General features: G+C 42.4%; 17 protein-coding genes and 1 tRNA gene. 14 read left to right on the top strand and 4 right to left on the bottom strand.

Going from position 1 to position 21,847, the window contains the following annotated elements; genetic code table 11:
• Positions 1–94: 94 nt before the first annotated feature.
• The 3 genes from DFR58_RS00775 to DFR58_RS00765 all read left to right on the top strand — a co-directional run bounded on the left by DFR58_RS00775 (position 95) and on the right by DFR58_RS00765 (position 3,481).
• On the top strand, positions 95–2,449 hold the full coding sequence (locus DFR58_RS00775) for a heavy metal translocating P-type ATPase (RefSeq protein ID WP_114295902.1): 2,355 nt from the start codon (positions 95–97) through the stop codon (positions 2,447–2,449).
• Between the two features lie 164 nt (positions 2,450–2,613).
• A complete protein-coding gene (locus DFR58_RS00770) occupies positions 2,614–3,270 on the top strand; it encodes a 4Fe-4S binding protein (protein WP_114295901.1) in 657 nt (218 codons plus the stop codon).
• A 28-nt stretch (positions 3,271–3,298) separates the two neighbouring features.
• Positions 3,299–3,481, top strand: a complete 183-nt coding sequence (locus DFR58_RS00765) for a 4Fe-4S binding protein (RefSeq protein WP_114295900.1) — start codon at positions 3,299–3,301, stop codon at positions 3,479–3,481.
• 34 nt (positions 3,482–3,515) lie between these two features.
• Here DFR58_RS00765 and DFR58_RS00760 read toward each other — a convergent pair whose 3' ends face one another.
• Positions 3,516–4,523: a YeiH family protein gene (locus DFR58_RS00760; RefSeq protein WP_114295899.1), complete on the bottom strand. Its 1,008-nt coding sequence runs from the start codon at positions 4,521–4,523 to the stop codon at positions 3,516–3,518.
• Between the two features lie 122 nt (positions 4,524–4,645).
• Here DFR58_RS00760 and DFR58_RS00755 point away from each other — a divergent pair, with 122 nt between their 5' ends.
• From DFR58_RS00755 to DFR58_RS00725, 6 genes are all read left to right on the top strand, one after another.
• Complete coding sequence (locus tag DFR58_RS00755; protein ID WP_114295898.1) at positions 4,646–5,530, top strand: LysR family transcriptional regulator; 885 nt, start codon at positions 4,646–4,648, stop codon at positions 5,528–5,530.
• 168 nt (positions 5,531–5,698) lie between these two features.
• Positions 5,699–5,971 (top strand): RHS repeat domain-containing protein, encoded by a 273-nt coding sequence (locus tag DFR58_RS00750; RefSeq protein WP_147273129.1) that lies wholly within the window; start codon positions 5,699–5,701, stop codon positions 5,969–5,971.
• A gap of 45 nt (positions 5,972–6,016) precedes the next feature.
• Entirely contained in the window at positions 6,017–7,624 is a 1,608-nt protein-coding gene (locus DFR58_RS00745) for a spore germination protein (protein ID WP_114295896.1), read from the top strand.
• A 12-nt stretch (positions 7,625–7,636) separates the two neighbouring features.
• A complete protein-coding gene (locus tag DFR58_RS00740; protein ID WP_114295895.1) occupies positions 7,637–8,824 on the top strand; it encodes a Ger(x)C family spore germination protein in 1,188 nt (395 codons plus the stop codon).
• Positions 8,825–8,832: 8 nt separating this feature from the next.
• A complete protein-coding gene (locus DFR58_RS00735) occupies positions 8,833–9,939 on the top strand; it encodes a GerAB/ArcD/ProY family transporter (protein ID WP_114295894.1) in 1,107 nt (368 codons plus the stop codon).
• 285 nt (positions 9,940–10,224) lie between these two features.
• Positions 10,225–10,300 (top strand) — tRNA-Pro (locus DFR58_RS00725).
• Between the two features lie 81 nt (positions 10,301–10,381).
• On the opposite strand, the gene DFR58_RS00720 is transcribed toward DFR58_RS00725, so the two are convergent.
• Positions 10,382–10,915 carry a hypothetical protein gene (locus DFR58_RS00720; RefSeq protein ID WP_114295892.1) on the bottom strand — a complete coding sequence of 178 codons (534 nt, stop codon included), beginning with the start codon at positions 10,913–10,915 and terminating at the stop codon, positions 10,382–10,384.
• A gap of 2 nt (positions 10,916–10,917) precedes the next feature.
• Positions 10,918–11,496: a ComF family protein gene (locus DFR58_RS00715; protein WP_114295891.1), complete on the bottom strand. Its 579-nt coding sequence runs from the start codon at positions 11,494–11,496 to the stop codon at positions 10,918–10,920.
• 307 nt (positions 11,497–11,803) lie between these two features.
• On the opposite strand from DFR58_RS00715, the gene DFR58_RS00710 reads away from it, so the two are divergent.
• From DFR58_RS00710 to DFR58_RS00695, 4 genes are all read left to right on the top strand, one after another.
• Complete coding sequence (locus tag DFR58_RS00710) at positions 11,804–12,787, top strand: helix-turn-helix domain-containing protein (RefSeq protein ID WP_242987346.1); 984 nt, start codon at positions 11,804–11,806, stop codon at positions 12,785–12,787.
• Positions 12,788–12,942: 155 nt separating this feature from the next.
• Positions 12,943–14,667 carry an ABC transporter ATP-binding protein gene (locus DFR58_RS00705; RefSeq protein ID WP_114296053.1) on the top strand — a complete coding sequence of 575 codons (1,725 nt, stop codon included), beginning with the start codon at positions 12,943–12,945 and terminating at the stop codon, positions 14,665–14,667.
• Positions 14,660–16,408: an ABC transporter ATP-binding protein gene (locus tag DFR58_RS00700; RefSeq protein ID WP_114295889.1), complete on the top strand. Its 1,749-nt coding sequence runs from the start codon at positions 14,660–14,662 to the stop codon at positions 16,406–16,408. The genes DFR58_RS00705 and DFR58_RS00700 overlap by 8 nt, the downstream gene beginning before the upstream one ends.
• Before the next feature lie 340 nt (positions 16,409–16,748).
• On the top strand, positions 16,749–18,206 hold the full coding sequence (locus DFR58_RS00695; protein ID WP_242987345.1) for an aminotransferase class I/II-fold pyridoxal phosphate-dependent enzyme: 1,458 nt from the start codon (positions 16,749–16,751) through the stop codon (positions 18,204–18,206).
• A 67-nt stretch (positions 18,207–18,273) separates the two neighbouring features.
• On the opposite strand, the gene ytaF is transcribed toward DFR58_RS00695, so the two are convergent.
• The gene (ytaF, locus tag DFR58_RS00690; RefSeq protein WP_170137977.1) at positions 18,274–18,924 is read right to left on the bottom strand and encodes a sporulation membrane protein YtaF; all 651 of its coding nucleotides are present in this window, start codon (positions 18,922–18,924) and stop codon (positions 18,274–18,276) included.
• Between the two features lie 151 nt (positions 18,925–19,075).
• Between ytaF and DFR58_RS00685 the strand changes: the two genes are divergently transcribed.
• Positions 19,076–21,787: a calcium-translocating P-type ATPase, SERCA-type gene (locus DFR58_RS00685; RefSeq protein ID WP_242987344.1), complete on the top strand. Its 2,712-nt coding sequence runs from the start codon at positions 19,076–19,078 to the stop codon at positions 21,785–21,787.
• Positions 21,788–21,847: the final 60 nt, after the last annotated feature.

Here is a 21,847-nt window from a genome sequence, read left to right as displayed (position 1 = left end):
ACATGATGCAGATGCCTGTTCACCCTCGACTTTAGGGGGAAAGAGCAGGGAATAAGTATTGTCAAGTAGTGGCTTTAAAAGGAGGGGGGGCAATATGGAGGCTGTAATAAAAAAGGAACTGATACTGGAAGGACTCTGCTGCGGGAACTGTGCTGCTAAAATTGAGCAGGATGTAAATAAATTGGAGGGAGTAGAGGCTGCTTCCATAGATTTTATTTCAAAAACGCTTTCAATGAAAATAGCGGATAATGCTGACTTAAACAGTATTATGACGCAAACGGGACATATTATAAAAAACCGTGAGCCTGATATAAATGTAAAGGAAAAGGCAATTGCGGTACCGGGAAGGAAGGTGCTGTACTTCTCAGGGCTGGATTGTGCTGACTGTGCCGCTAAAATAGAAAGAGAGGTTGCCGGGATTGAGGGTGTTAAGGAGGCTGTTTTGGACTTTGTATCTCAGAAGCTCACCATAGATGTTATAAACAGCCGTGATTTAGCTGCTATCGCCCGGCAGGCCGTAGAGGCAGCCGCGCGTATAGAGCCGGGCATTGAAATATCGGGTACGCCTAAGGCGTTAAAGCAGAGCTCTGATGACGGCAGGAAGGAGCTTATAAAAAGAATCGCCTTTGCCGCGGGAGCTTTAATTTTCATTATAGCCTTTTCGTTTGAATTTTCTTTCCCGCTGGAATTAGGGCTGTTTCTGACAAGCTACCTGCTTGTGGGAGGGGAGGTTGTTTTTAGAGCTGCTAAAAACATTTCGAGGGGTCAGGTGTTTGACGAAAACTTTTTAATGAGCATAGCCACTATAGGAGCCTTCGCAATAGGTGAATTTCCCGAGGGAGTTGCTGTCATGCTGTTTTACCAGATAGGTGAATTTTTTCAAGGCATGGCTGTAAACCGCTCAAGGAAGTCTATTATGGCGCTGATGGACATACGTCCTGATTTTGCCAGCTTAAAGATTGGAAATGAGGTAAGAAGGGTTTCGCCCGAAGAGGTGGGAATAGGAGATATTATCATAATTAAACCCGGAGAGAAAATACCTCTCGACGGAAAGGTTATTGACGGCAAATCTACTCTGGATACTTCCGCTTTAACGGGGGAGTCGGCGCCTAGAGATGTGGAGGAAGGAAGCGAGGTGCTTTCAGGTTCAATTAACAAGAGTGGAGTGCTTACTGTTGAGGTGTCGAAGGAGTTTGGGGAATCCACTGTTTCCAAAATTCTTGAAATGGTTCAGAAGGCCAGCAGCAAGAAGGCTCCGACCGAAAACTTTATAACAAAGTTTGCCAGGTATTACACCCCCTTTGTTGTGTTTGCCGCTGTTGCTCTGGCAGTTATTCCTCCGCTTGTTATCCCCGGAGCTGTTTTTTCCGAATGGATAAACAGAGCGCTTGTTTTTCTGGTGGTATCCTGTCCGTGTGCGCTTGTAGTATCTATACCCTTAAGCTTTTTCGGAGGCATAGGGGGAGCCTCAAGAAATGGAATACTTATAAAGGGAAGCAGCTATTTGGAAGCGCTGAATAATGTAGATACTGTTGTATTTGACAAGACGGGAACCCTTACAAAGGGTATTTTCAAGGTCACACAGGTTATCCCGTCGGAAGGAATGGACGAAAAGAGGCTTGTTGAATACGCCGCATATGCCGAAAGCTATTCCAATCATCCTATTGCCCTTTCAATTCAGAAGGCATATGAAAAGGAAATAGATAAGAGTCTTGTTTCGGAATATCAAGAAATTTCAGGGCGTGGCATAAAGGTAAAGGTAAGGGATAAGTCAGTTCTTGCAGGAAATGCTCGTCTTATGAGGGACAATGGCATTATATGCCGTGAATTTGACGACATAGGCACCGCGGTGCATGTAGCGGTAAATGGCAGTTATTCGGGGGTTATAATAATATCTGATGAAATAAAGCCGGACAGCAGCAAGGCTGTCTCACAGCTAAGAAGCTCAGGAGTAAAAAACTTGATCATGCTTACAGGTGACAGTAAGGCTGTCGGGGAACGAGTCGGAAAGGAAATAGGCTTAGATGAGGTATATTCCGAGCTCCTTCCGCACCAAAAGGTTGAGAAGCTTGAATTGATTGAGGGCAGGAAGCAGCCCGGTAAAAAGCTTGCTTTTGTCGGAGATGGAATTAATGACGCTCCTGTGCTGGCTCGTGCCGACATAGGAATCGCTATGGGAGGATTGGGCTCCGATGCGGCTATTGAGGCCGCGGATATAGTGCTTATGACGGATGAGCCGTCCAAGATCGCGTCAGCCATAAAAATTGCCCGGCATACGCGCAGTATTGTATGGCAAAACATTATTTTTGCACTGGGAGTCAAAGGAATTATACTTGTCTTAGGAGCCATGGGCATAGCTACAATGTGGGAGGCTGTGTTCGGAGATGTGGGGGTGGCGGTTATAGCCATTTTAAATGCAATGAGAGTAATGAGGATACAGCGCAGCTGATATAAACGGTGCCATTCTTATATTAAATAAGAATAGGCACCATTTATTTTTTTAAAATATATCGTAATATTTGAATATTAAGATTGACAAATATAAGTATGCCGCATATAATGTTTATATATTAATAAGAATATGTAAATATATGGTTTGGGGGATTGTTTGTAATGAAAGGGTTTAAGAAATTTATTCACCAATGGGCGTGGCTGTTGCTTTTGGCATACTGCATAATAGGCTTGATATATCCCTTTATAGGTATTGCCGCACTGATATGTATGCTGGCGCCTGTAGCATTGGCATTTTTTAAGGGAAGAATGTGGTGTGGAAATTTTTGCCCCAGAGGGAGCTTCAATGATGTTATATTATCCCGGTTGAGCCTGAAAAACCGTATGCCGAATTTTTTAAAGACAGCATGGTTCAGGAATTTATTTCTGGTGGTGCTTATGAGTGCATTTGCAATACAGCTTGCTGTTGCATGGGGAAATGCTTTGGCCGTAAGTCAGGTTTTTATACGAATGATAATAATAACCACAGCTCTTGCCGTTGTGCTTGGTGTGGCATATAACCATAGAGCGTGGTGCATGATTTGCCCTATGGGTACCATGGCTCATTATGCAGCCCGGACGGAGAGGGTGAAATCAGCAATAAGGCATGTATCGTTTAACAAGGGAAAATGTGTGGGCTGCAAAATGTGCAATAAAAAGTGTCCCGTGGGTATTGATGTGCTTTGCTATAAGGAAAAAGAAAGGGTTACGAATGCCGACTGCTTAAAATGCGGAGTATGCGTGGAGGCGTGCCCTAAGAGGGCTTTGAATATTGATTAAAACCTATAAATAATAAGGAGGATTTTTTATGCAGATAATTGTAGAGAAAAAAAGATGCCCCGAAAATCATGTATGTCCATCCATAAGGGTATGCCCGGCGGGAGCCATTATTCAAAAGGGCTTTGCTGCTCCCACTATAGATGAAGACAAATGCATAAAGTGCAAAAAGTGCGTGAGGTATTGTCCTATGGGTGCGATACAGGCTGTATAGCGGGTGCTCAGGAAGCGGGGGCTCCCCTCACATATTATATTTTTCCTGTAATAAATTGTATAGCTATACTTGCAAATGCCACCGTAAGCCATGTAATCAGACCTAAGAGCAAAGGCTTAACGCCGCTTTTAAGCATTTTTTTAATATCTGCGCTCAGCCCGACAGCCGTCAATGCCATTACAATAAGAAATTTGCCCAGCTCAGATAAATATGATGCGGTATTTGCACTTATTATATTCAGCGTATTCATAAGTGATGCCGCGAGAAAACCGAGAATAAACCACGGAAAGATTTTTGTCAGACTGTAATTGACGCTGCCGCCCTCTGACGTATGCTTTTTTCTTTTGACGGACATGACAGTGGCGAAAATCAGGGATATGGGTATTATCATTGTTGTTCTTGCAAGCTTTACAATGGTTGCGTAATCTCCTGCGGCTGTGCTGAAGGCGTAGCCTGCCGCTACTACCGATGAGGTATCATTTATGGCGGTTCCCGCCCATAAGCCGAACGCCTTCTCGGAAAAGCCCAGAAGATGTCCCAATGGTGGAAATACAAGCACTGCAATGATATTAAACAAAAAAATTACTGATATTGAATACGCGATATCTGACTCTTCCGCTTCAATTATGGGGGAAACAGCAGCAATGGCTGAGCCGCCGCATATAGCAGTACCTGTTCCTATAAGCCATGTAAGCTTGTACGGCACCTTCATGATTTTTCCGCAGATGAATGCTGAAACAAAGGCCAAAAGCAGAGTAAACAGCATTACGGGAAGGGATTCAAGCCCGGTTTCCCACACCTGAAACAGGCTGAGTCCAGCACCCAGAAAAATAATTGCCAATTGAAGGATTCTCTTTGAAGTAAATTTAATCCCTTGCGGGAACCATGCAGGCATTCTAAGGGTATTGTTTATTATAATGCCTATGATAATGCCGAATACAGGCCCTCCTATCAGAGGCAACTCTTTTCCCAGCCAGGCTGATGCCAGTGCTGCCGCAAAGCATATAAAAATACCCGGAATGTTTGTTTTAAGCCATATCATATAAACGCCCCCAGAAGAAATTATAAAAATAACATAATTATTTTAATATGCACATACCATAAAATCAAATTATGATTTATTATTAAAGCATAAGAAAAATTTATAGATATAAGAGGGACAACATGATAGATTCAAAGCTTATTACATTTATAAATGTGGCAAGGCTGGGGAGCTTCACAAGGGCGGCAGAAATGCTGAATCTTACACAGCCTGCCGTTACACAGCACATAAAGCAGATAGAGGAATTTTATCGGGTAAAGCTTATAAGAAAAAAGGGAAAGCAGCTTTCATTGACGGAGGAGGGAGAGCTTTTGCTGCAATACGCAAAGAATTCCAATGCCAATGCAATGCTGCTGGAGAGAAGGCTAAAAAATAAGGGTTCTATGATAAAACGCTATAATATAGGAGCCACACTTACTATTGGGGAATTTGTGCTTCCGCATTTGTTGGGGAAGCACAAAAGGCTTTACAATAATATAGACATTATTATGCAGGTTAACAATTCCGAGGACATTGTCAACAAATTAATAAGTGGAGAAATTGATTTAGGGATTGTCGAAGGGCCGTTTGACAAGAGCAGGTTTAATCATATCAAGCTGAAGGACGACGAGCTTGTGCTTGTTGCCGCACCGCTAAGCAGCTTTGTAAAAAGACCCGGAGTTGAAATGCACGACATAATTCACAGCGGAAAGCTTATTTTGAGGGAAAAGGGCTCGGGAACACGAGTAATATTTGAAAATAAGCTGGTTGAAATGGGATACAAGCCTTCAGATGTCAAAACATATATGGAGGTTGGAAGCATTGGTGCCATAAAATCTCTTGTAGAGGCAAACTTAGGATACACTATAATCTCCAAAGAGGCCGTAAGTAAGGAGGTAGAGGCGGAGACTCTTGTAATTATTCCCATACATCATGTGCGTATTATGAGAGAGTTTAACTTTATTTATTTGCACCATGCCCCAATGGATTTTATTAAGGGCTTTATAGATTTTATTATGGGTGATTGAGGTTAACGTGCTGAAAAATTCTTTTGCGGAGCAGTGATCGATATGGAGGACGATTTGCTGGAGGAGTTGGAAGATCAAATATATGTAAAAAAGCATTTTACCGTTGAAAACCATAGTGTTAAATTTTTTGGGCGCTGTGAAAAGTGCAGGGAGTAAAAAGCACTGGTTTTGATGGTTCAAGCAGCCGCAAGGGGGGTATTTACAATGCTTTCCCTTGCGGCTCTTTTATATTCTTACGGAAATACCACAGCCTATAAATATAACGGTAACGGAAGGCTTGCTAAGGCTACCGACCCGGATGTAAGCACCAGACGATACACATATGATTTCCGGGGAAATTTAGCGTCCAAAGCCGACGGAAGGGGAATGACGACATACTACTACTGTGACAGCATGAAGCAACAGGTATTTACTTTGCTTGTATATCGTATATCAATGTAGTCAATACTTCGAATAAGTAAAAAAATCCATTAGAGAAGGTGAGTTATGTTCAATTATCTATCAAAAATTATTCGCTATAATAAAGCAAAAAAAACAAACATCAAGGAGCATAATATCACTGCTAAAAGAGATATTACGCTTTTGTCGCCGGATCTTAAGGTGAATCTTGAAGCTTTACGAAATATTTTAGGCACAGGCGAAGACATTATTATGCGGACGTTCAGCTTCGGAGGCAATAAGCAAGCAAAAGGGGCGCTGATATTTGTTGATGGCATGGTGGATAAGGATGTCATCAGCAGCAGTGTTATGAAGCCCTTAATGTATGATACATACATATTTGCAAAAAAGAACGCTTCTGATACATGCAATATCGATATTGTTTATGAAGAACTGCTTTCGGTAAGTGATGTACAAAAAATCTCAACTTTGGATGATTTATTAGATTACCTTTTATCTGGAAGCACAATTCTTTTAGTGGATGGTTCAAAAGAGGCTTTGGTTATTAACGCTAAAAAATGGGAAAGACGCAGCGTGGAGAAGCCGGAAACGGAAAATGTTGTACGGGGTCCCCGTGAGGGCTTCACCGAAAATTTGCGCACTAACACTACGTTGCTGAGGCGTAAAATTAGAAACCCGGATTTGCGCTTTGAGACTTTTACAATCGGAGAAAAAACGAGAACTGATGTTTCTATAGCCTATATAAAGGATATAGTCAATCCAAAGCTTATACACGAAATAAAAAAAAGACTAAGCAATATCCAAATTGATGCAGTGCTTGAGTCGGGTTATATTGAAGCGTTTATTGAGGACGCACCCTATTCCATATTTTCAACCGTTGGTAACAGCGAGAAACCTGATACTGTGGCAGCAAAAATACTTGAAGGGCGTGCGGCTATCTTAGTAGAAGGAACACCATTTGTTCTTACAGTGCCGATGCTTTTTATTGAAAGCTTTCAAAGTGCTGAGGACTATTATTCCAGGCCGTTTTTTGCAAGCGTTATAAGAATTATAAGATTTTTAGCCTATTTTATTACCATTCTGGCTCCGGCAGCCTATGTAGCCTTATCGACGTTCCATCAGGAGCTGATACCCACCCTCCTGCTGTTTACCATGACAGCGGGGAATGAAGGAGTGCCTTTTCCTTCAGTTGTTGAAGCGACAATTATGATAATAATATTTGAGATTCTGCGGGAAGCCGGAGTGCGTTTGCCAAGACCTATAGGCTCTGCGGTAAGCATTGTGGGTGCGCTTGTAATCGGTGAATCGGCTGTTTCCGCGGGCCTTATTGGTAATTTCATGGTTATCATTGTAGCTCTGACCGCTATTTCAAGCTTTGCGATACCTGCACAGACAGACTCCGGTTCAATATTACGGTACTTTTTGCTTATACTTGCGGGAGTTATGGGTGGATTTGGTATTATTATGGGGCTGCTGGTGGCTTTTATACACATGGTATCCTTAAGGTCTTTCGGAACACCTTATCTCTCACCTATAGCCCCATTTGCTCCGCGGGATATGAAAGATACTTTCATAAGGATGCCTCTCTGGACGATGACAATCCGTCCGAGGATGATAGGCCGGAATAACAGCAGACGCCAGAATTCAAACCCGCCGTCTGCTCCGAATAATGAAGAAAATGACAGTCAAAATTAGGGTGGGGTTGGTATGAAAAAAGAAGTTGAGCATTTGATTTTTAAGACAGCAATATGCATTATGCTGGTGTTGGCTCTGTCGGGCTGCTGGAATGCAAGAGAGTTAAAAGATTTATCAATCGTAGCCGGAATTGGAATTGATAAAGCCGAAACACCCGATAATATTTCGCTTACTGCCCAGATTGTGAAACCCGCTGAAATTAAAAAGCCCTCAAACGGGACCGCAGGAGGAGAAGATACAGCCTTCTGGAACATCAAGAGCACAGGACAGACGGTTTTTGACGCTGTGAGGGAAGTCACGCATAAAACAAGCAATAGACTGTATATTGCCCATACTCAGGCGATTATATTTGGGAAGGATATCTCGGCAGAGGGAGTTCAACAATATCTTGACTTTTTTATGCGCTCTCATGAGACACGTCCCACCGCCATGATACTGGTATCCGACACCACCGCCGGTGAGGTTCTGGATGTAAAGCCTGAAATAGAGAAGCTGCCTGCAATGAATTTGGCAAAATTGGCAAAGATGCAGGAAATATTAACCGCTCATGCAATGGCGGTGAATCTTCAGGATTTTACCGCTCGCTTGATCAGCAAGACTACATCTCCTATTGCTCCTATAGTAACAATTCATAACGATGATAGGAAAGAAGTACTTTATGTTGAAGGTATGGCTGTTTTTAAAGGGGATAAGCTGACGGGCACATTGGATCCTGCTGAAACACGAGGGCTTCTGTGGGTTCTCGGAAAAGTAAAAAGCGGAAACATTAACGTGAGCTTTCCTGACGGAAAAGCCACATTGGAAATTATAAAAGCAGAAAGTGAAGTAACGCCAAAAATCAAGGATGGTAAGCCATCTATCCATATCAGGATTAAGGCGGATGCAAACCTTGTAAATCAGACAACCCCCAAAAACCTTGCAACACTTTCGGGGTTTTCCTCACTGGGAAAACAGCAGGACAATACCATCCGGGATGAAATAGAAGCAGCCTTAAAAAAAGCAAAGGAGCTGAATACAGATGTTTTTGGCTTTGGTGATAAATTTCATAAAAAATATCGCCGTGAATGGAAGCTAATGGAGGATAACTGGGATGAAATTTTCCCTGACCTTGAGGTTGAAATAGAAGTAAAAAGCAGTGTAAAGGAAGCCGGGCTCATTATAAAGCCAGCTGTTCCGGAAGTGGTCTCAGAGGAGGAGTAAATTAGAATATGAATATTGAAAAAGGAAAGATATCTGACTTTGAACTTATGTTTTTAATATTATGCTTTATTTTAGGCTCTATCACATTTATATCCTTTGCGGACACTATTACAAAGCATGATACATGGATTGTAATCATATCGGCTTATGCGGCGAGCATACCGTTTATATTGTCATATATATTGCTGGTAAAGAAGTTTCCGGGGAAGAACCTGATACAAATAAATGATATTATTTACGGACGCTATCTGGGTAAGCTTATTTCCATATTGTATATCTGGTTTATACTGACACTGCTTTCCTTAAACCTCAAAGGTCTGGCTGACTTCTATACCGGCTTCATTATGCCCGAGACCCCAAGCTTATTATTTTTGGCAGTTTGTGCTCTTGTTTGCGCCTATGCTGTACAAAATGGCTTGGAAAGTATGGGCAGAATCAGTGCCGTAATATTTTTCATTATAACTTTAAATATTATTGTTTCATCTCTGCTGGGGATGGGGGATATGGATTTTTCCAACTTCCTGCCTGTTTTTGAAATGCCTTTAAAGACATATTTCCAAAGCATACATATTATTTTAACAATACAGATGTGTGAAATTATAGTTTTTTTAATGGTAATGCCTAACCTGAATAATTTTAAGCATACAGGAAAATATACATTACTTGGTTTGACTATATCCACCTTGCTGCTGATGTCGGTTTCTATCCGAAATACGGCAGTACTTGGCGTTACGTCGTCAATATACTTCTCGGACTCATATCAGGCCTTACGGCTTATTGACATAGGAGATGTTCTTACCAAAATGGATATACTTTTTGCAATCGGCTTGACTCTTGTACTGTTTATAAAAAATTGCGTACTGTATTATGCAACTGTAGCAGGTATGTCCCAGATGCTGAATTTACGCTCTTATAAGCCTTTAATACTGCCTGTTGGGAGCATTGCGGTATGCCTGGCCATTATATTATTTGATTCAGTAATAGAACACAATCTTCATGCCAGAAGCTACCATGCCATACTTGTCACGCCATTTGAACTGATCCTTCCGCCCTTATCGCTGCTTATTGCCAAAATACGCGGGCTACCCAAAAAACAAGGTGGTGAATGCAAATAATGATTATATTGTTATTCCTGAGTTATGCAGCTATTGCACTTTTTCAAATTCCCAGCCTGGTAAGAAAAAAATTATGGCGCGAGCTTGTGGCATTCTGCTGTTTTTTGTTATTTGCATTTATATTCAGCTTACTGATAGGCTTAGGTGTAAAAATACCAAGTCCGCTGATGCTGATTCAGAATAAAATACAGGATCCGTTAAATTTACATTATTAAAAAACACAACTTTAAAAAAATTTCTTGCTTCTAAGAGCATTTGCTGATAGAATATAATGTGTTCTAATTACGGGGTGTAGCGCAGATGGTAGCGCGCTTGGTTCGGGACCAAGAGGCCGTGGGTTCGAATCCCGCCACTCCGACCAGAAAAACAGCGGTTTTCATTTTATGAAAACCGCTGTTTTTTGCCTCAAAATAGGCTTTTGTCACTGGTTTTGTACTAAAGCCTAATGAACACTTAACTTTAATTGGGAATCTTTATACAATAAATCTATAAATAATTCCTGAGTTTCTTTACTACATCTACCGATGAACTCTTTCAAGCCATTTAATGTTTTAATAACATAAAACTGTTCCTCAGGACTATAATAAAGAATGGTTTTTTTACCCATATCTAATAAATTTATTATATTGTTCAAAGTTCCTTTACTTATACCATTCCAAATCATCAGTCCATAATCAGCATCCCTAGCCATCTCATAATCTTTAGCTGCATAAAAGTCGAATCCTTTTAAGTTCTTCGGAACATCAACATTATGCACATACCAGTTACCAATATTATTCCTTGTTTTTCCTTTTGTTGCATAAACCTTAACATTTCTATAATTATGTTCATTACAAAAATGCTGAACTGCTTTATCAACACCATTAGCATCGCCAACTAAAATATTGAAATTATCTTCTATAATCTCCTTGATTTTACGAATAACTGATTCATTAAGTTTACTAATAGCTCTTGGCCCTGCAATAAATATATTCATTATTAACTCCTTCTCGCCTTTGTTAAAGCCAACACATAAACATTAGCAACATTTCTATCTTCGCTTAAGACTCTAACTGCTTCATTCATAGATGCTCCTGATTTATACAAGTCATCTATTAAAAGGACGTTTACCTTCTTAGTAAAATGCTTGTTCCTTGTCATGGAATGTGATATTACATTCTTATCATCTAAATTCTTAGATTGAACATCTGAATTTTTAATTAAAAAATTATTACAGTAGTATAAATTTAATTTACTTGCTAATGCTTCTGCTATAATATCTACAGGCTGATATTCTCTGCTTTTGTTAGATGGTGGAATAGGTATTATCACATTAATATTCAACTTTTTTGTCCATGTGCTTACAAAAGGATTTATCATCTTTATTATATCATCAATTATCTCTTTATTATGCCTATATTTTAATTTGTATAACAATTCACCTATTTCACTTCTTTTTGTGTCAAAGATAGGATGTCCATATTCATTGTCTCCTAAATAATTACTTGATATAGTATGCAAATCAATCGCATATCCCTCTTCCCAATTTCCCCAAATTCTAATTGGATCTCTTGTCACTATACCCCACCCCCAAAATTTATCTGATTTAGCTTGGGTTTGCAGCCAGATTCCTATTATATACATTTCATACATATAATAAGACTATTCTAAATCAATAATATCAATAATTTCCAATGTGGTCAAATATATAAAAGTTGAATTAATTTTAATATAGAGTTTGTCAGTCCTAAGTTTAAGTCATGCATTAGCTTAAATTTTTGATTCTCAAAGCAATAAGCATATGTTACAATATAGTTAGACATAGCTAACTTTTTACTCGGACTTTTTGATGCAAGGAACAAACAAAGGTAGGGAGGCTTCAATTGTGGTATTTGAGGAACAGGAAATGGGCAGAAATGTCAACGTGCTCTGCACCAATGATAATTGCTCCGTTATGCAGGTCCGCGACAAAAGCGGAGAAGGGGTTATGACCGCTTACGATGTTTTCGCGGGCGTTTACGTTATTTTCAACGATTTTCATATGCAGCACTGCGTCTCGGAGTTTAATCCTAATCAGGAGATGCTGTGCATTGATCATTGCCGTGAGGGACGCATTGAATGGGAGCTTGACAATTATAAATACATTTACTTTGAGTCAGGGGATATGCAGATTAACACCCGTACCTGCCATAAATATGATTTCTCCTTTCCCATGAGACACTATCATGGCATTACAATAGGCTTTTTAATGGACGAGGCGGAGCAATCCCTGAAAAATGTAATGGAAGGCATTTCTGTTGACTTGCATAAGCTTAAGAAAAAATTTTGTCCCGAGAACCGGCCGTTTATTATGAGAGCCGGCAAGAGAATTCATCACGTGTTTTCAGAGCTGTATGAAGTGCCCAAACATTTGGATCATATAAAAATGAGCTATTTCAGAATTAAGGTTTTGGAGCTTTTGCTTTTCCTAGAATCCATTGAGACCCCCAATGTATGCGAGGAACGGCGCTATTTCTATAAATCGCAGGTGAGGAAGATCAAGGAGATTGCGGAGCTGATTACCGACAATCTTGAAAGTCATTATACACTGGAAGAGCTGTCAAGACGCTTTAATTTTCCTCTAACTTCTATGAAGCTTTGCTTTAAGGGCGTGTACGGAACATCTATTTACGCATTCATAAAGGACTACCGAATGAACAAAGCAGCGGTATTGCTAAAGCAAAGCAGTAAAACCGTTGCTGAAATAGCCGGGGCCGTAGGATATGAAAACCCCGGAAAGTTTGCCTCGGCCTTCCATTCGGTGATTGGGATGACACCCTCGGAGTTCAGAAAATACGGCGTCCGAATGGATTACCTGGCACATTCTTAGAGCGGACACAAATCGATAAGCCCCTTATAATAAAAGGAGAAGATGATTCTCCCTTTATTTTTTTTGGAGGTGGTTTTGTGGATTATACAAAGGGAAACAAGCAAAGGGGAACCTTTTCCTCTGTCCTATTTTTCGCAAGGGAATGCAAGGTGAAAATGATATTATCGATTATTTTTGCGCTTTTAAGTGTCACAGGGGGATTGGTACCATTTTGGGGAGGCTATCAATTAATAACTCTGTTTTTTAACGGAAACGCAAAAACCGAAGCTATTCTCTTCTGGGGTGTGATAAGTGCGTCAGGCTATGTTTTAAAGCTGCTCTTTTATGGAATATCAACGTCCTTCTCGCATATTTCTGCGTATAAAATTCTTGAGAGTATTCGCCTCGCGCTTTGTGACAAGCTAATGAAAGCCCCGCTGGGAGAGGTGCTTTCGAGAACATCGGGAAGCCTGAAAAGTATTGTTGTAGACAGGGTGGAAACCATAGAGCTTCCACTCGCGCACATGATACCTGAGGGAATATCAAATATCTTTCTTCCGCTTTCGGTTTTTGTCTATATGTTTTTTATCGACTGGCGAATTGCCTTGGCGTCACTTGCAAGCGTGCCCTTCGGGGTGCTTGTTTATGCTGTTATGATGCGAAACTACAGCTCGCAGTATGCAAGGTTTATGGCGGCTGAAAAGCATGTGAACAGCTCGATTGTGGAATATGTGGAGGGCATACAGGTAATTAAGGCGTTTAACCGCTCTTCAGGTTCTTATGAGAAGTTTGCCCATGCTGTGCGCGACTTTCGGGACTTTACGCTGGACTGGTTTCGCTCAACGTGGGGACTTATGAATCTGGGCAACTCAATACTGCCCACAACGCTGCTTGGAATATTGCCTGTGAGTGTGCTTTTGTATGCCGGCGGGGTGCTTGCTCCTCCTCAGATTGCCTTATCAATAATACTGTCTATGAGCATAATAGCGCCTGCAAGCTGGTTTACAATTGCTGTGAATGATTTTAAATCTATTCAGTATGCAATCTGTGATGTTAACACAATTCTTGAATTGCCGGAGCTTTCGGAACGGAAAGAGAAGGTCGTTGTTTCGGATTATGACATTGCTCTGAATAATGTCTCTTTTGCCTATAATGAAGCGGGGGGCAATGTTTTGCATAATGTAAGCCTTTCCATACCCAAGGGAAGCTTTACCGCCATTGTGGGGCCGTCAGGCGGAGGAAAATCGACCATAGCCAGATTAATTGCACGCTTTTGGGATGTAAGCAGCGGGCAAATAACCATTGGGGGCACGGATATCCGTGAGATCCCATTGTCACAGCTTGCCAGACAGGTCAGCTTTGTTACTCAGGATAATTTCCTGTTTAACTGCTCACTGCTTGAAAATATCCGTCTGGGTAAGCCAAGCGCAAGTGACGAGGAGGTTTTTGAGGCGGCTAGGGCGGCGCAGTGTGAGGAGTTTATCGGGAGGCTTGAAAATGGCTGGCAAACTGCGGCGGGAGATGCGGGAGGCAAGCTTTCGGGAGGAGAGAGGCAAAGAATAGCCATTGCAAGAGCCATTCTGAAAAATGCGCCTATTGTCATCCTTGACGAAGCGACGGCCTTTACCGATCCTGAAAACGAGGCCCAGCTTCAAAAATCCATAGGTGAGCTGGCAAAAGGGAAAACGCTGGTTGTAATAGCTCACAGGCTTTCTACTATCAGGAATGCCGATAAGATTGTTGTTGTAAAGGACGGTGCAATATCCCGGTACGGTACGCATGAGAAGCTGCTCAAAAGCAGCAGGCTATACGCCGATATGTGGAGCGCCCATATAGGAGCAAAGGGCTGGGCAGCGACAAGTGAACCGGCATCACAAAAGGAGGCAATGCAAAATGCTTAAAACAATCCGGAAAATCATCAACTGGACAGGTGACAGGAAAAGCCGCCTTTATTGGGGCTTTCTATGGTCATTTCTGCACTCTATGTTCACTGCGATGCCCATTATGGGGGCTGCCTATATTCTGGAACTGATGATAAAGGATTTTAACGGTGAAAAAGCACTGGACCCCATCTGGGCCTTGCGGGCGGTTATGTTTATGATTGCCATGGTTTTGGGAAGGTTCCTGTTTGCTTATTTAAGGGCGACCTTTCAAGAGAGCATAGCATATGAAAAAACCGCAGAAGTGCGAATGCGGGTCGGCGATATATTAAAACGGGTTTCACTTGGCTTCTTTGATAAAAACAATGCAGGGGAGATTCTTGGCGCCGTCACAACGGATTTGAGCGTGCTTGAAATGTATTCCATGAAGATGACGGATGTTTACGTTGGCGGTTATATCAGTGCATTTACCATGGTTTTATGCATTTCCTTTTTCAGATGGGAGATTGCACTGATTGCAATAGTAGGAATTATTGGCTCGGCGGTATTTTTGCATATCCTCAACAGACGAAGCTGTAGAAATGCAAAGGTTCATCAAGCTGCGCAGAATAACCTTATTGCCTCCGTACTTGAATATATTCGGGGAATTTCGGTTGTAAAGGCGTATGGGCAGGAGGGCGTTTCGGCCGACAGGATAACAAACGCGTTTAATGCTCACCGCAAAATCAATGTAAAGATCGAGCTTGATTATGTTACGGCAAATTGTCTGCATCAGCTTTGCTTAAAGCTTTCCTCTGTGGGAATTGCGGTTGCCGCTGCGCTTATGGCAGTTAATAACGTCATTTCGGTGTCATTATTCCTTATGTTTTGCATATTTTCATTTGTAATCTTTGCTCAGGTGGAGCAAATTAATAATGCCGCACATACTCTTGAATTGATTGAGGCTACTTATGAGAAGCTGGATCGAATCGAGAGGGTTGATTTTATTGATGAAGCCTCCAGGGACAAAAAGCTTCATGCATTCGATGTGCATTTCGAGAATGTGTGCTTCGGCTATGACAGAAGAAGAGTCCTTGACAATATTTCCTTTACAATTCCGCAGGGGACTACAACGGCAATTGTGGGTCCGTCGGGAAGCGGAAAGACAACGGTATGCAATTTGCTCGCCAGATTTTATGATGTGAACAAGGGCAGAATTTCTATCGGACGCACCGACATCAGAGAACTGAAATGCGACAGTCTTCTGTCCAACATCAGCATGGTCTTTCAAAATGTTTATCTATTCAATGATTCCGTTATCAACAATATCCGCTTCGGCAAGCCTGACGCTACGGAGGAGGAAGTTATAGACGCAGCCAAAAAGGCATGCTGCCACAGCTTTATTGCAAAGCTGCCGCAAGGGTACCAAACTGTCATAGGCGAGGGAGGGTCCTCCCTTTCGGGCGGAGAGAAGCAGAGAATATCCCTTGCCCGTGCCATTTTAAAGGATGCGCCCATTATAATACTTGATGAGGCGACGGCAAGCGTTGACCCTGAAAACGAGTACGAAATCCAGAAAGCCATTTCTGCACTGGCAAAGGGTAAAACCATGCTTGTAATCGCACACCGTCTTGCAACGATTGAAAATGCCGATCAGATTGTGGTGCTTGACGAAGGCAAAATTGTTCAGAAGGGCACGCATGAGCAGCTTATGAACAAGGAGGGGTTGTACAACAGGTTTGTGGCGATAAGGCAAAAAGCGGAAAGCTGGAGCATTGCTTAAAGCGCCTGAGCGTTTCAGTGCCGCTCACATGTCTCTTGAAAAAATTGCTCTGACTGACGTATAGAATATATGGTTTATTCGGATTAATAAAAACCCGCCTTCTAAGTGTACTGACGCTAGGCGGGTTTTTATTGCAAAGATCCGCTCCTCCGCCAAAAACATTTGACTTTTGCTCCGCTTTTCTCTATAATTCTTTTGTTTGCTATTTTTATAGCAGTTTTAAACCGCTTAACATATATTGTTTATTAGGCTTATGAAACTTATTTTTATAAGGCGGGCTGCAGATAATATATTAATAACTGTATTTTATGAATTGGCCTTTGGAGGGGAGGACTCGGAGTTGACAAGATTAGATCAAAAGAGGACACCGCTGTTTGATGCCGTAAAAAAGTACGTAGACGATAAGGTGATCCAGTTTCATGTCCCCGGACACAAGCAGGGGAGAGGAATAAGGGAGCTAAGTGACTATGTGGGGGAACGTGTGCTTCAGATGGACGCAAACGGTATGGAGGATTTGGACTATGCCAATAACCCCACAGGTGTGATTCTGGAGGCTGAAAGGCTTATGGCCAACGCGTTTGGAGCACAAAATGCATATTTTCTTGTGAACGGTACATCCGCCGGCGTTCAGGCAATGATTATGAGTGCCTGTGAGCCCGGAGATAAGATAATAATTCCAAGGAATGCCCATAAGTCTACAATAGGGGGAATAATACTGAGCGGCGCAATGCCTGTGTATATTCAGCCTGAGATTAATGAGAGGCTTGGGATAGCGATGGGCATAACGGAGGAAAGCTTTAAGAAAATCATAAAGGAGCATCCTCATTCTAAGGCTGTGTTTTTGATAAACCCTACCTATTATGGTGCTGTATCGGATTTAAAGGCAATAGTGAGAATAGCTCACAGGCATGATATGGCTGTGCTTGTTGATGAGGCTCATGGGGCGCACATGTCCTTCCACGATGACTTTCCGTTGACGGCCATGGAGGTTGGGGCCGACATGAGCGCGGCAAGTATGCACAAAACGGCCGGTTCAATGACGCAGAGCTCGGTGCTTCTTTTGAGGAGCGACATGATTTCTCCTCAAAAGGTAAAGCAGGTGCTTAACCTTACTTATACCTCAAGCGCCTCATATTTGTTGATGTGTTCTCTGGATATAGCAAGAAAGCAGCTTGCCACAAGCGGAAGCGATATGCTGGAGAACACCTTGGAGATGGCAAGGTGGGCAAGACGGGAAATTAATTCCATAAAGGGCTTATACGCCTTCGGAGAAGAGCTTAAGGGTACTCCAGGATGCCATGATTTTGATGAAACCAAGCTTGGAATTAATGTAAGGGGCTTAGGGTACACGGGATACCAGATGGAGGCAAAGCTCAGGAAGGAATATAATATTCAGATCGAGCTGTCGGATCTGTGCAACATCCTTGCGATAGTCAGCATAGGTGATAGAAGGGAAGACCTTCAGGCTCTTATAAATGCTCTTTCCGACATTTCATCAAAGGTTGGGGATGTGGAGTATAAAAATACCGTAATAATACCTCAAAATCCCAAAATGATAGTATCTCCCAGAGACGCCTTCTACAGTCCCAAAAAAATGATTCCTCTCGAGGAATCAATAGGTGAGATTGCGGGGGAAATGGTTATGGCGTATCCCCCCGGGATACCGGTCATATGCATGGGAGAGCGCATCACAAAGGATATTGTGGAATACATAGGTGTTCTAAAGCAGGAAAAGTGTGAGCTTCAGGGCACTTCCGATCCGTATGTAAACTATATAAGTGTTTTGGGAGCGGAATAACCCATTCTTTAACTAACTCACCCCCCGCCCCCTCTTTTGGAAAGAGAGGGGGCGGGGGGTGAGTTAATTACAGCCTCATTAATGCAAGAAGGATTAATAATATGCCGGGAAGCAGCTCCAGCACTTTTTTGTTTATACCGCTGTTTAGAGAGAACCTCCTGCCCAGCAGTGTTCCTATATATATAAACACCATCTGAGAGAAGCCCACTGCACAGGGAATCAGAATGGAATCAAAGCCCGACAATGCGCTTCCTATGCCCACACCTATGGCATCAACAGAGAGTGCAAGCCCAAGGAGAAAGGACTCCTTCATATCTATAGTACCCGAATTGTCTATGTCGCCTTCTGCGGGATTTTTAATTATCTGAATGGTAATTCCAAGGGATTTAATTCCGATTTTCAGAAGTGTTTTTTCAGTGTCTATGCTGCGGCTAATAGTGGACTCAGTGCGATCCTTTTTAAATAATGCCTGAATTATTAGCCATATGCCCATGGCTCCAAGTATTAATATGCCTGTGAGCTTTGAGGCGACGGGCGGCAGTATGCAGGATATTGATTTTCCTACAATGAGCGCGAACCCTGAATACAAAATAGAAAGCAGGCATATAAAAAGCTTAGAGGGAAGAGGTATCAAAATCTTTCTCAAGCCGTATACCATTCCAACCCCCATTGCATCTAAACTGAGGGACACAGCCAGTATTAAAACAGCAAGCATCATTTCCCAAATCATCTCCCGGCTTCATGTATTGTTCAAGGCATGATTTTATTATATGAAGACACCAAGGAATTTGTTAAAGCACTTGACGTTATAATTTTAAGGGTATCCGAATAGAAATATGAAATGGGAAGAAAAAAAGGAGAGATGCACTTTGAGGGTTTCTGAAGCAAAAGCAGAAAATACAACGGGCAGTAAAAAAGGCCATACCGGCTTAAGCCAAAAAGAGGCAAGCCGAAAACATGAGAAATATGGGCCTAACACAATTGTTCAAAAGAAGAAGGTTTCGCCCATTAAAATTTTGCTGGATCAATTCAGCGATTTCATGGTGATTATTTTGCTTGCCTGCACAGTTATCTCAACATTTATGGGGGAGATAACCGAATCGGTTACCATTATAGCTATTATAGCTGTAAACGCTGTCTTGGGCTTTGTGCAGGAATATAAAACAGAAAGAACCATGGAGGCATTAAAAAGTCTTGCCGCACCTGCCGCAAGGGTAATAAGAGACGGTATTTTATGCAGTATACCCGCAGAACAGCTTGTTCCGGGAGATTTAACCGTTTTGGAGGCCGGTGACAGGGTACCCGCGGATGCCATTCTTATAGAGGCTAATAACCTTCAGGTGGATGAATCGCTCTTGACGGGAGAATCTCATCCTGTTGAAAAAAGCCTGCAGGAGTATGGCAAGGAGGGTGGAAGCACAGATAAAAAATTAAACAAGGTATTCATGGGGACTATAGTGATAAATGGAAGGGCAAGGGCGGTAGTTCATTCCACCGGAATGCTCACCGAGATGGGAAGAATAGCCGACATGATACAGGGCATTGAGGATGAACAGACCCCGCTTCAAAAAAGGCTGGATCACCTGGGAAGGTATATTGTGTACGGCTGCCTTATAATATGCTTTATTGTATCGGTTGCGGGAATATTAAGGGGAGAGGCATTATTCACCATGCTTCTGGCAGGGATAAGCCTTGCCGTTGCTGCAGTGCCTGAAGGGCTTCCCGCTATTGTTACAATTGCGCTTGCTCTGGGAGTGCAGAGGATGCTTAAAAGGAATGCGCTGATAAGAAAGCTGCCTGCCGTAGAAACCTTAGGGTGTGCAAGCGTAATATGCTCGGATAAGACGGGAACGCTGACCGAGAATAAGATGACTGTGCGTAAGATATACGCCGGAGAGAGCATCCTCAATGTAACGGGCGACGGTCACAGCTTTGAAGGGGGCTTTGCCATAGGAAATAAGGAGGTACGGCTCCAAAAGCTTTATCCCGCAAAGCTTGCGCTTGAGATAGGAGGAATATGCAATAATGCAAAAATAAGTCCGGCAAGCGATCAGGATAAAGGCGCATTGGGAAAAATAAAGTCTGTGCTTACAAAGCATCAGAGATGGGAGGGCAGCGGTGATCCCACAGAGACAGCTATCGCCATTGCCGCGGGAAAAGCGGGCTTAAGCCCCGAGGTACTTGACAGGTTGTACACTAGAATTGACGAGCTGCCCTTTGACTCCGAGCGCAAATGTATGACGGTTGTATGCACAAGAGGCGTGAGAGAGGTTTTTGCATTCACAAAGGGAGCGCCCGACGTAATAATTGAAAAGTGCAATAAAATACATACAGCCAACGGAATAATAGAACTTAACAGGGTAATTAAGAAAAGCATAATGAAAATAAACGACAATATGGCGGGAGAAGCCCTAAGAGTATTAGGAGTGGCATACAGACAGCTTGACTCTAAGAGCTGTGAAAAAAGACAGCTTGAGCAGGACTTGATATTTGTGGGACTCATAGGTATGATAGATCCCCCTAGAAGGGAAGCGGTGGAGGCAGTACGAAAGTGCAGGATGGCAGGAATAAAGCCTGTAATGATAACTGGGGATCATAAAGTCACGGCGACGGCAATTGCAAAGGAGATAGACATATATTCAGAGGGAGACAGGGTTATTACAGGAGATGAGCTTGACAGAATGGATGATGAAATGCTTGCAAGGGTGGCGGATGATACGGCGGTATATGCAAGGGTTTCTCCAAAGCACAAGCTTATGATAGTAAGGGTTTTAAAAAAGCTGGGACATATTGTGGCAATGACGGGTGACGGAGTAAACGATGCTCCTGCTGTCAAGGAGGCCGATATAGGCGTGGCAATGGGTGTGACGGGAACCGATGTAACAAAGGAGGCTTCCTCGATAATTCTGATGGATGATAATTTTGCCACAATAGTTGCGGCAATTGAAGAGGGAAGGGTTATATATAACAATATAAGGAAATTTATAAGATATATGCTTGCATGCAACATTGGAGAGGTGCTGACAATGTTTTTAGGTATGCTCATGGGCCTTCCCCTTCCCCTTCTGCCTATACAGATACTGTGGGTAAACCTTGTAACTGACGGACTGCCGGCAATCGCACTGGGGCTTGATCCGCCGGAAAGAGATATTATGATGCGGCCGCCGAGAGGCTCTAAGGAGAATATATTCGCGCATGGACTGTTGAGCCTCATATTATTCAGGGGCATATTGATAGGCTTATCGACTCTTGCCGTTTTTACAAGCGTAATGCATTTTAAGGCTGATGTGGATACCGCCAGAACAGCAGCTTTTCTGACGCTTGTTATAACGCAGCTCATACATGTGTTTGAGTGTAAATCTGAGAAAAAGACGATATTTGAAATACCTGTCTTTAATAATATCCCCCTTGTTATTTCGGTAGTTATTTCTCTGGCTATGATACTGGGAGTAATTTATATACCCGCTTTGCAGGGAATATTTAATACGGTGCCTCTTGAGGCAGGCGAATGGCTGATGGTGGCAGGGTTTTCACTGCTTGCCCCTATAGCCTCGGGCTTTTTCAGCATAAATGGCAAATAAGCAGGCTTAGGCCTCATCTCCGGCTCCGGCTCTTCTCTTCTATCAGATGAAGGCAGCCGG

The sequence above is a fragment of the Anaerobacterium chartisolvens genome, from assembly GCF_003337415.1.
Classification (GTDB): domain Bacteria; phylum Bacillota; class Clostridia; order Acetivibrionales; family DSM-27016; genus Anaerobacterium; species Anaerobacterium chartisolvens.
The sequence above is the reverse complement of the archived record's forward strand: the minus strand, read 5'-3'. Positions and strand labels throughout refer to the sequence as shown.

Excerpts from the sequence above, each read along its gene's own strand:
- DFR58_RS00775 (WP_114295902.1), top strand. The coding sequence starts at position 95 with ATGGAGGCTGTAATAAAAAAGGAACTGATACTGGAAGGACTCTGCTGC.
- DFR58_RS00765 (WP_114295900.1), top strand. The coding sequence starts at position 3,299 with ATGCAGATAATTGTAGAGAAAAAAAGATGCCCCGAAAATCATGTATGT.
- DFR58_RS00760 (WP_114295899.1), bottom strand. The coding sequence starts at position 4,523 with ATGATATGGCTTAAAACAAACATTCCGGGTATTTTTATATGCTTTGCG.
- DFR58_RS00720 (WP_114295892.1), bottom strand. The coding sequence starts at position 10,915 with ATGAATATATTTATTGCAGGGCCAAGAGCTATTAGTAAACTTAATGAA.
- DFR58_RS00740 (WP_114295895.1), top strand. The coding sequence starts at position 7,637 with ATGAAAAAAGAAGTTGAGCATTTGATTTTTAAGACAGCAATATGCATT.
- DFR58_RS00755 (WP_114295898.1), top strand. The coding sequence starts at position 4,646 with ATGATAGATTCAAAGCTTATTACATTTATAAATGTGGCAAGGCTGGGG.
- DFR58_RS00735 (WP_114295894.1), top strand. The coding sequence starts at position 8,833 with ATGAATATTGAAAAAGGAAAGATATCTGACTTTGAACTTATGTTTTTA.
- DFR58_RS00745 (WP_114295896.1), top strand. The coding sequence starts at position 6,017 with ATGTTCAATTATCTATCAAAAATTATTCGCTATAATAAAGCAAAAAAA.
- DFR58_RS00770 (WP_114295901.1), top strand. The coding sequence starts at position 2,614 with ATGAAAGGGTTTAAGAAATTTATTCACCAATGGGCGTGGCTGTTGCTT.
- ytaF (WP_170137977.1), bottom strand. The coding sequence starts at position 18,924 with ATGATGCTTGCTGTTTTAATACTGGCTGTGTCCCTCAGTTTAGATGCA.
- DFR58_RS00705 (WP_114296053.1), top strand. The coding sequence starts at position 12,943 with ATGATATTATCGATTATTTTTGCGCTTTTAAGTGTCACAGGGGGATTG.
- DFR58_RS00700 (WP_114295889.1), top strand. The coding sequence starts at position 14,660 with ATGCTTAAAACAATCCGGAAAATCATCAACTGGACAGGTGACAGGAAA.